Source organism: Belnapia sp. AC561 (assembly GCF_979252845.1).
In genome coordinates this window covers 1-237 of record NZ_CEEDBP010000485.1, presented here as the reverse complement: position 1 = coordinate 237, position 237 = coordinate 1, and the positions used below count along the sequence as shown (strand labels likewise).

Annotated in this window: 1 protein-coding gene; it reads right to left on the bottom strand. The window is 62.9% G+C overall.

The genetic code is table 11. The features are described 5' to 3' along the window. A partial coding sequence (locus AC0IW9_RS31950; RefSeq protein ID WP_471652297.1) for a TGS domain-containing protein occupies positions 1-237 on the bottom strand: 237 nt, incomplete at both ends.

Genomic DNA, 237 nt, shown 5'->3' with positions numbered 1-237 from the left:
GCGAGGTGGTGACGTAACCGAGGTTGCTGTTCAGCCAGTCGCGGCTCGGCACGCCGTGCTTGCTGGTGATGATTTCCACCTGCTCGCCGGTTTGCAGGCTGTAGTTGAGCGGCACGATGCGCCCGTTGATTTTCGCGCCCCGACAGTTGTGGCCAATCTCGGTGTGCACGCGGTAGGCGAAGTCCAGCGGCGTAGCGCCTTTGGGCAGGTCGATGGCATGACCGTCGGGGGTAAACA